Source organism: Streptomyces sp. NP-1717 (assembly GCF_022695985.1).
In the GTDB taxonomy this organism is placed as follows: domain Bacteria; phylum Actinomycetota; class Actinomycetes; order Streptomycetales; family Streptomycetaceae; genus Streptomyces.
In genome coordinates, this window is record NZ_JAAPBF010000270.1 from 1 (window position 1) to 8,926 (window position 8,926).

8 protein-coding genes are annotated in these 8,926 nt (G+C 70.5%); 3 read left to right on the forward strand and 5 right to left on the reverse strand.

Translation table 11 applies throughout. From position 1 onward, the window contains the following. Positions 1-1,782 (forward strand): NHL domain-containing thioredoxin family protein (locus tag GXP76_RS31660; protein ID WP_242575062.1); only part of this gene is annotated, 1,782 nt, incomplete at its 5' end. 212 nt (positions 1,783-1,994) lie between these two features. On the opposite strand, the gene GXP76_RS31665 is transcribed toward GXP76_RS31660, so the two are convergent. The 3 genes from GXP76_RS31665 to GXP76_RS31675 form a co-directional block, all read right to left on the reverse strand. Further along, complete coding sequence (locus GXP76_RS31665; RefSeq protein ID WP_078076141.1) at positions 1,995-2,213, reverse strand: DUF6458 family protein; 219 nt, start codon at positions 2,211-2,213, stop codon at positions 1,995-1,997. A gap of 89 nt (positions 2,214-2,302) precedes the next feature. Further along, a complete protein-coding gene (locus GXP76_RS31670; protein WP_242575063.1) occupies positions 2,303-3,607 on the reverse strand; it encodes a M18 family aminopeptidase in 1,305 nt (434 codons plus the stop codon). Positions 3,608-3,919: 312 nt separating this feature from the next. Beyond that, the gene (locus tag GXP76_RS31675; protein ID WP_242575064.1) at positions 3,920-5,746 is read right to left on the reverse strand and encodes an acyl-CoA dehydrogenase; all 1,827 of its coding nucleotides are present in this window, start codon (positions 5,744-5,746) and stop codon (positions 3,920-3,922) included. Between the two features lie 183 nt (positions 5,747-5,929). On the opposite strand from GXP76_RS31675, the gene GXP76_RS31680 reads away from it, so the two are divergent. After that, the gene (locus GXP76_RS31680) at positions 5,930-6,394 is read left to right on the forward strand and encodes an SseB family protein (RefSeq protein WP_242575068.1); all 465 of its coding nucleotides are present in this window, start codon (positions 5,930-5,932) and stop codon (positions 6,392-6,394) included. Between the two features lie 96 nt (positions 6,395-6,490). Here GXP76_RS31680 and GXP76_RS31685 read toward each other — a convergent pair whose 3' ends face one another. Both GXP76_RS31685 and GXP76_RS31690 read right to left on the reverse strand, forming a co-directional pair. After that, entirely contained in the window at positions 6,491-7,132 is a 642-nt protein-coding gene (locus GXP76_RS31685) for a hypothetical protein (protein WP_242575065.1), read from the reverse strand. Between the two features lie 97 nt (positions 7,133-7,229). Beyond that, a complete protein-coding gene (locus tag GXP76_RS31690; protein ID WP_242575066.1) occupies positions 7,230-7,733 on the reverse strand; it encodes a hypothetical protein in 504 nt (167 codons plus the stop codon). Positions 7,734-7,977: 244 nt separating this feature from the next. Here GXP76_RS31690 and GXP76_RS31695 point away from each other — a divergent pair. After that, positions 7,978-8,926 (forward strand): pirin family protein (locus GXP76_RS31695; protein WP_242575067.1); only part of this gene is annotated, 949 nt, incomplete at its 3' end.

Consider the following 8,926-nt stretch of genomic DNA (forward strand, 5'->3'; position numbering starts at 1 on the left):
CCCGAGCTGATCGGCAAGGGCGGCTGGCTGAACACCGGCGGCGACGAGCTCTCCCTCGCCGACCTGCGCGGACGCATTGTTCTGCTCGATTTCTGGACCTTCTGCTGCATCAACTGCCTGCATGTCCTGGACGAGTTGCGGGAGCTGGAGCAGAAGCACAGCGACACCGTGGTGATCATCGGGGTCCACTCGCCGAAGTTCGTCCACGAGGCCGAGCACGCCGCAGTCGTCGACGCCGTCGAGCGGTACGAGGTGCACCACCCCGTCCTGGACGATCCGGAGCTGGCGACCTGGAAGCAGTACGCGGTACGGGCCTGGCCGACGCTCGTCGTCATCGACCCCGAGGGGTACGTCGTCGCCCAGCACGCGGGCGAGGGCCACGCGCACGCCATCGAGAAGCTGGTCGAGGAGCTGGAGGCCGAGCACGCCGCGAAGGGGACCCTGCGGCGCGGCGACGGCCCGTATGTCGCTCCCGAGCCCGTCGCCACCGACCTGCGCTTCCCCGGCAAGGCGGTCGTGCTGGCCTCCGGGAACTTCCTGGTGTCCGACTCCACCCGGCACCAGCTGGTGGAGCTGGCGGCGGACGGCGAGAGCGTCGTACGGCGCGTCGGGACGGGGCAGCGTGGCTTCGGCGACGGCCCCGACGCCGCCTTCAGCGAGCCGCAGGGGCTCGCCCCGATGCCGAACGGCCGCGTCGCGGTCGCCGACACCGTGAACCACGCCGTGCGCGCGTACGACCCGGTCTCGGGCGCCGTCGAGACCCTCGCCGGCACGGGCGGCCAGTGGTGGCAGGGCTCACCGGCCCACGGTCCGGCGCTCGACGTGGCGCTCTCCTCGCCGTGGGACGTGGCCTGGTGGAACGACCGGCTGTGGATCGCGATGGCCGGGGTGCACCAGCTGTGGACGTACGACCCGGCGACCCGCACCGTCGAGGTCGCGGCCGGGACCACCAACGAGGGCCTGGTCGACGGGCCCGCCGCCGAGGCGTGGTTCGCGCAGCCGTCGGGGCTCGCCGCGGCCGGGGACCGGCTGTGGGTGGCCGACTCCGAGACGAGCGCGCTGCGGTACGTGGAGCGCGACGGGGACGGGTACGCCGTACGGACGGCTGTCGGTACCGGGCTCTTCGACTTCGGCCACCGCGACGGTCCGGCGGAGCAGGCACTGCTCCAGCACCCGCTCGGGGTGACCGCCCTGCCGGACGGCTCGGTGGCCGTGTCGGACACCTACAACCACGCCCTGCGCCGCTACGACCCGGCGACCGGGGAGGTCACGACGCTCGCGACGGATCTGCGGGAGCCGTCGGACGCGGTGCTCGTCGGTGACGACATCGTGGTGGTCGAGTCGGCGCGGCACCGGCTGACCCGGCTGAGGCTGCCGGAGGAGGCCGTCCGCGTCGAGTCGGTGGCGCACCGCACGCAGCGCGCCGCGACGGATGTCGCGCCGGGCGCGCTGCGGCTGGACGTCGTCTTCGAGGCGCCCAAGGGGCAGAAGCTGGACACCCGTTACGGTCCCTCGACCCGGCTCCTGGTCTCGGCCACGCCGCCGGAGCTGCTGGCGGAGGGGGCCGGTGCCGGTACGGAACTGGACCGCGAGCTGGTGCTGGCGGACGGGGTCACGGAGGGGGTGCTGCACGTCTCGGCGATGGCGGCGTCCTGCGACGACGCGCCGGATGTCGAGTATCCGGCGTGCCATGTGCACCAGCAGGACTGGGGGGTTCCGGTGCGGGTCGCTCCCGCGGGGGTCGGGCGGTTGGGGTTGGTGCTGGCGGGGCTCGACGCGTAGGTCCTCGCGGCGTGGGGGTGCTGTCCGGGGCCGCCCGGTGGGCGGTTCGTCCTCAAGCGCCGGACGGGCTGAAATGGTGCCGCCCGCCCGGTGGTGGGGTGTCCTCAAGCGCCGGACGGGCTTGAGTTGGCCGACCGTGGGTGGAAAGGGTGCCGCCCGGTGGTGGGGGTGTCCTCAAGCGCCGGACGGGCTTGAATTGCCCGCCGGGTGGCTTACAGGCCCTGGTGGTGGTCGCGTTCGATGACCGTCGGAGGGGCGACCACCGCGCGGCGGCGCTTCGCGATGCTCGTGAACGTCGCGATGCCGATGAGGCCGACCGCCATCAGGATCACGCCGACCAGGTCGAGGTTGACGCTCTCGGCCTCCCAGTCCGTCGCGAACGTGAGGATCGCTCCCACCGCGATGAGTGCGATGCATCCGCCAATGCCCATGAATCCCGCCTCCTCCTACGAATGGTGGCCATTCCCGGGCCGCTCATGCGGGTACCCGGCCCGGGAACACCCATGCAGGAGAAGGGAATTCAGCTTTCGAGGAAAGCGGCCAGCGCGTTCGCCAGGAGGAACGGGTCGTCCGCGCCGCACAGTTCGCGCGCGCTGTGCATCGACACGATCGCCGCACCGATGTCGACCGTCTTGATGCCGTGCCTGGCGGCGGTGATCGGGCCGATCGTCGTGCCGCAGGGCATCGAGTTGTTCGAGACGAACGTCTGCCACGGCACGCCCGCCCGCTCGCACGCCGCCGCGAACACCGCGCGCCCGCCGCCGTCCGTGGCGTACCGCATGTTGACGTTGACCTTCAGGATCGGGCCGCCGTTGGAGCGCGGGTGGTGCGTCGGGTCGTGGCGCTCCGCGTAGTTGGGATGCACGGCGTGCCCGGTGTCGGAGGAGAGGCAGACCGTGCCCGCAAGGGCCCGCGCCCGGTCCTCGTACGAACCGCCGCGAGCCAGCACCGAGCGCTCCATCACCGTGCCCAGCAGCGGCCCGTCCGCGCCGGTGTCGGACTGGGAGCCGCTCTCCTCGTGGTCGAAGGCGGCGAGCACCGGGATGTACGGCAGGGCCGTGCCCGATCCGGCGGATCCCGCGACGGCGGCCAGCGCGGCCGTACCGGCGTGGACCGACAGCAGGTTGTCCATCCGGGGCCCGGCCATCAGCTCGCGGTCGCGCCCGAGGTAGGCGGGCGGCTCGACGGAGTGCGCCATCAGGTCCCAGCCGGTGACGTCGGACGCGTCGAGCCCGGCCTCCTCGGCGACGAACCGGATCAGGTCGCCCTCCTCGGCCTCCCCGAGCCCCCAGATCGGCTGCATGTGCCGCTGCGGGTTCAGCTTGAGACCGTCGGTGTTGACGCCGCGGTCCAGGTGGACGGCCAGCTGCGGTACGCGCATCAGGGGCCGGTCCACGTTGATCAGCCGGTGCGTGCCGTCCCGCAGGGAGAGGCGGCCGGCCAGCCCGAGGTCGCGGTCGAGCCAGGTGTTGAGCAGCGGCCCGCCGTACACCTCGACGGCCACCTGCCGCCAGCCGTGCGCACCGGTGTCCGGCAGTGGCTTCACCCGGAGGTTGGGGGAGTCGGTGTGCGCGCCGACGATCCGGAACGGTGTGTGCGGCGCGGCCCCTTCGGGGACGTACCAGGCGATGAGCGCGCCGCCGCGCAGGACGTACTTGCCGCCGGTGGTCCCCTCCCAGGCGTCCGTCTCGCGGACCTGCCGGAAGCCGGCCTTCTCCAGCCGCTCGGCCGCGTTCGCCACCGCGTGGTACGGCGTGGGGCTGGCGGCGAGGAAGGTCATCAGGTCGTCGGTGTGGCCGCGGTCGAAGCGGGCGGGTGTGCTCATGGGATCACCATAACGAGCCACGGTTTGGCGCGTTCGTGTGGACAGTGGCGGAAACCGATCGCCGGACGGGCTGCCGTCGCAGCCCGTCCGGCGATCGAGGACGCAGAGGCGTGGTCCCGCCAGGCCGTGTCCGGCCCAGGGCCTGTCTTCAAAGTAGCGCCGTCCGCCCGCAGGGCGGGGCCTGCGGCGGCAGGTGCGGTGCATCGCAAGGCGGAGGACCGGCCTCGTACTGGACGTACTCGGCCGGGTCCGACAACGCGGCGAGGTGCCGTGCCAGGCGTCGCGGGCCAGGCGGGACTTTGAAGACAGGCCCTAGAACGCCGCCTCGTCCAGCTCCATCAGGGAGTTGTCGACCGACTCGGCGATCGTCCGTTCCACCGAGACGCCCGGCAGGACGCTGCCCGCGAAGAACTTCGCCGCCGCGATCTTGCCCTGGTAGAAGGCCACGTCCTTCGCGGAGGCCGTCTCCAGCTTCTCCACGGCGACCGCCGCGCCGCGCAGCAGCAGGTACCCGACGACGACGTCGCCCGACGCCATCAGCAGGCGGGTGGTGTTGAGTCCCACCTTGTAGATGTTCTTGACGTCCTCGGCGGTGGCGGTGAGGTCGGTCAGCATCTTCCCGACGATCGCCTCCAGGTCTACGGCCGCCTTGGCGAGCGCGTCGCGGGCCGGGGCCAGCTCGGCGCCGCCGGTGCCGACGGCGAGGAACTGCTTGATCTCCTCGGAGAGGGTGTTCAGCGCCTGGCCCTGGTCGCGGACGATCTTCCTGAAGAAGAAGTCCTGGCCCTGGATGGCGGTGGTGCCCTCGTAAAGAGTGTCGATCTTGGCGTCCCGGATGTACTGCTCGATCGGGTACTCCTGGAGATACCCGGAGCCGCCGAGGGTCTGGAGCGACTGGGCGAGCTGTTCGTACGACTTCTCGGAGCCGTAGCCCTTCACGATCGGCAGCAGCAGGTCGTTCAGCGCGTGCTGCGCCTTGACGTCCTCGCCCTCCGCCTCGTTCTTGGCGATCTCGTCCTGGAGGGAGGCGGTGTAGAGCACCAGCGCCCGCATGCCCTCCGCGTACGCCTTCTGCGTCATGAGCGAGCGGCGCACGTCCGGGTGGTGCGTGATGGTGACCTTGGGCGCGCTCTTGTCCATGAACTGCGACAGGTCCGGGCCCTGGACGCGCTCCTTGGCGTACTCCAGCGCGTTCAGATAGCCGGTCGAGAGCGCGGCGATGGCCTTCGTGCCGACCATCATCCGGGCGAACTCGATGATCATGAACATCTGGCGGATGCCCTCGTGCTTGTCACCGATCAGCCAGCCCTTGGCGGGGTGACGGTCGCCGAAGGTCAGCTCGCACGTGTTGGACGCCTTGAGGCCCATCTTGTGCTCGACGTTCGTCGCGTAGACGCCGTTGCGCTCGCCCAGCTCGCCGGTCTCCCAGTCGAACTCGTACTTCGGTACGAGGAAGAGCGAAAGGCCCTTGGTGCCGGGGCCGGCGCCCTCGGGGCGGGCCAGCACGTAATGGAGGATGTTCTCCGACATGTCGTGCTCGCCGGAGGTGATGAAGCGCTTCACGCCCTCGATGTGCCAGGAACCGTCCTCCTGCTCGACGGCCTTTGCCCGGCCCGCGCCCACGTCGGAGCCCGCGTCGGGCTCGGTGAGCACCATCGTGGAGCCCCACTGCTTCTCGACGGCGATCTCGGCGATCTTCTTCTGCGCCTCGTTGCCCTCCTCGAAGAGGATGCCGGCGAAGGCCGGGCCCGAGGTGTACATCCAGATCGCCGGGTTGGCGCCGAGCAGCAGCTCCGCGTAGGCCCAGATCAGGGAGCGGGGCGAGGTGGTGCCGCCGATCTCCTCGGGCAGGCCCAGGCGCCAGTACTCCGAGTCCATGAAGGCCTGGTAGCTCTTCTTGAAGGAGGCGGGCACCGGAGCGGTGTTGGTCTCCGGGTCGAAGACGGGCGGATTGCGGTCCGCGTCCGCGTAGGAGGCGGCCAGCTCGGACTCTGCGAGCTTGGTGACCTCGGCGAGGATGGTCCTGGCGGTCTCGACGTCCATCTCCGCGAACGGGCCCGTGCCGTACAGCTTGTCGCGCCCGAGGACCTCGAAGAGGTTGAACTCGATGTCGCGGAGATTCGACTTGTAGTGCCCCATGGCGACGGCTCCGTAAGCGGTTGGGAGGCGGATTCCTCGAACGCGTATCAGTAACTGACTCCGATGATGCTACCCGCCGGTAATAAGATGCAACCCCCGCCGGACATCTGTGACGAGGGCGACGAGGGGCACCTGCGGCCCATCGCGCCCACGGTCGGGCCTTTCCTCAGTACTCTTGGCGGCATGTACGGCTACGACCAGAACGCTGGCGCCCAGCAGCAGTACGCACCCCCGCAGCAGCCGATGGGCGGCGGCGGATACGGGGAGCAGCCGCTGTACCCCGAGCCGTCCCCTCCGTCGCTGGCGGACGCGGTGCGGGCGTTCACGACCGGGTCGCTCTCCGCGGAGGACTTCCAGCAGATCTTCGCGACGTCGAAGGTCTACTGCCCGCGCGGTGACAATCCGGGGTTCCTGGCCCTGCACAACACCCAGCAGCCGGTCATCCCGATGTTCAGCACGCTCAAGGAGCTGCGGCGGTACGCGGGCAAGGAGTCGAAGTACTTCGTGATCACGGGCGCCGAGGTGATCGATCTGCTGCCGACGGGGTACGGCTTCGTGATCGACATGGAGGGCGACCACCGGATGGTCTTCGACGCGAAGGCCGTGGAGCAGATGGTCGACTTCGCGATGCGCCGGATGTACGGCTGAGCGCGATCTTCTTGAGGAACCCGGTCTTCTGAAGAGAGGGCGCCGGGCGGGCCGCGTGTGTGCGGTCCGCCCGGCGCCCTCCTTGGGAGGGCGGCGTCAGCCGCAGTGCTCGGACCGCTCCTGGTCCGTCATCGGACGGGTGTGCTGCGTCTTGGTGCTCGGCGCGTCGGGCAGCGGGCCGGTCGCGTCGAACGGCACGTACCAGTAGTAGTGGCCGTAGAACTTGTCCTCGAAGTGCATCTCGTACTGGCCGCTGACGCGCTGCATCTGCGCCTCACGCGTCACCCAGCCGACCTCGCCGGGCCGTACGTCGACGTTCGTCTGCTCCGACTCGGTGTGCGAACTCTCCCAGGTGTGGTTGTAGTTGGTCTCGATGCTCACCTTGAAGACCTCCGCGAAGCCGACCTCCGCGCTCAGTGACACCCCGACGCTGTTGGACTCGCCGGTGGTGTCGGACCAGCCGACGGTGGAGCGCTGGAGGTCGGCGGTGCAGTTGAAGGCGGAGTCGCCGACCTGGTGAGCCTCGCCCATCGACACCTCGGGCGGGCCGGAGGGGTGGAAGACGCAGAGGTCGGTGCCGTTGTCGCACTTGTCGAGCAGCTCACGGATGGTGGGCTGCTCGTCGGCCGCCTGGGCGCTGGTGGGGGCCAGGGCCATGCCGCCGGTGGTGAGGGCGGCCGCCAGCAGGATGGGGAGCCGGGCCTTCGTCCGCCCGCTCTTGGTGGGTGTGTTCTTCATGGGTGCTCCGTGCGGTGTGGGGGGTTGTCTGTACGGGGCCGGGCCGGCGTGGGGGCCGGGTCCGGTCCGGGGGCCGTCGAGGCCACGGGCCCACGGCTCAGCTGAAGCCGATGGACTGGGTGCGGTCGTTCATGAGGCCGCCGATGTCGGCTGCGTTCTCCTCGAACGGTCCGTCCCGGTCGCCGCCGAGCCCCGGCTCCGGGTAGAGCCAGAGCCAGCAGTTGGCCCAGGGCTGGACGGAGCTGATGCGGTTCTTCCAGTCGTCCGGGACGTCGTACTGGTAGTTGACCCAGCCGTCCTTCTCGCACGGCGCGGTGCCGTAGACGGTGAGCGAGGCGCCGCCGAACTGGGGATCGTCGAAGAACGTGCCCTGGATGACGTCGCCGGCCACGGTCCGCGGACCGTTGCCCTGGCCGCTCCTGGCGGCGTCGAGCGCTTCGGGGAGGGTCGCGAAGCAGGTCTCGGCGTTCGTGACGGCGTCGACGGCGCAGTGCGGCTTCTCGTCGGCGACGGCCGAGGGGGCGGTGAGCGCGCCGGTGGCGAGCAGGACCGCCGTGCCGGCTCCGGTGAGGCGGGCGAATCTCGTCCGTGCGGGGGACATAGGCAACTCCGTTTCTGTGGGGGGAAGTTGGCCGGTTGTCGCGGGGGCTCCTGCTCGGAGAGGGCGGGGAGGAAACCAGATGCCCGTTATTGCCCGGAATCCGGGTGCGCGGGCGCAGGTCGGCTCCGCGGGCGTGACCGGTTCTCGCGGGTGAACGGGCACGGCGGACGGCTGGGGAATATCTCCGCGCTTGCCAGATGTTCACCGTTCAACTAAATTGGAGCCGAAGCCAAGGAGGCCCCCGATGCCCGCTGTGACCGTAGAGAACCCGCTGACCCTTCCCCGCGTCACGGCGGCCGCCGACGCCGTCGCCCGTCCCGTGCTCTCCGTCTCCACCGCGCCGGGTGGCTTCGAGGGCGAGGGGTTCCCGGTGCGCCGGGCGTTCGCGGGGATCAACTACCAGCACCTCGACCCGTTCATCATGATGGACCAGATGGGTGAGGTGGAGTACGCGCCGGGAGAGCCCAAGGGCACCCCCTGGCACCCGCACCGCGGCTTCGAGACCGTGACGTACCTCATCGACGGCACCTTCATCCACCAGGACAGCAACGGTGGCGGCGGCACGATCCGCAACGGTGACACCCAGTGGATGACGGCGGGCTCCGGGCTGCTGCACATCGAGGCGCCGCCGGAGTCGCTCGTCACGTCGGGCGGTCTCTTCCACGGCCTCCAGCTCTGGGTGAACCTGCCCGCCGCCGACAAGATGATGGACCCGCGCTACCAGGACATCCGCGGCGGCCAGGTGCAGCTGCTGACGTCGCACGACGGAGGCGCGCTGCTGCGGGTGATCGCGGGCTCGCTGGACGGGCACGAGGGTCCCGGCATCACGCACACGCCGATCACGATGATCCACGCGACGCTGCGGCCGGGTGCCGAGGTCACGCTGCCCTGGCGCGAGGACTTCAACGGCCTCGCGTACGTCCTGGCGGGACGCGGCGCGGTCGGGACCGACCGGCGGCCGGTCCGCACCGGCCAGACGGCGGTCTTCGGCGCGGGGTCGTCCCTGACGGTCCGCGCGGACGAGTCCCAGGACTCGAACACACCGGACCTGGAGGTCGTCCTGCTGGGCGGCCGTCCGATCCGTGAACCGATGGCGCACTACGGGCCGTTCGTGATGAACAGCCACGCCGAGCTGAAGCAGGCCTTCGAGGACTTCCAGGCCGGCCGGCTGGGCACGGTGCCGGCGGACGCGG

What these genes read in the sequence shown, in the direction of transcription:
- GXP76_RS31665 (WP_078076141.1), bottom strand. Translation starts at nt 2,213, where the DNA reads ATGGGCATTGGCGGATGCATCGCACTCATCGCGGTGGGAGCGATCCTC.
- GXP76_RS31670 (WP_242575063.1), bottom strand. Translation starts at nt 3,607, where the DNA reads ATGAGCACACCCGCCCGCTTCGACCGCGGCCACACCGACGACCTGATG.
- GXP76_RS31675 (WP_242575064.1), bottom strand. Translation starts at nt 5,746, where the DNA reads ATGGGGCACTACAAGTCGAATCTCCGCGACATCGAGTTCAACCTCTTC.
- GXP76_RS31680 (WP_242575068.1), top strand. Translation starts at nt 5,930, where the DNA reads ATGTACGGCTACGACCAGAACGCTGGCGCCCAGCAGCAGTACGCACCC.
- GXP76_RS31685 (WP_242575065.1), bottom strand. Translation starts at nt 7,132, where the DNA reads ATGAAGAACACACCCACCAAGAGCGGGCGGACGAAGGCCCGGCTCCCC.
- GXP76_RS31690 (WP_242575066.1), bottom strand. Translation starts at nt 7,733, where the DNA reads ATGTCCCCCGCACGGACGAGATTCGCCCGCCTCACCGGAGCCGGCACG.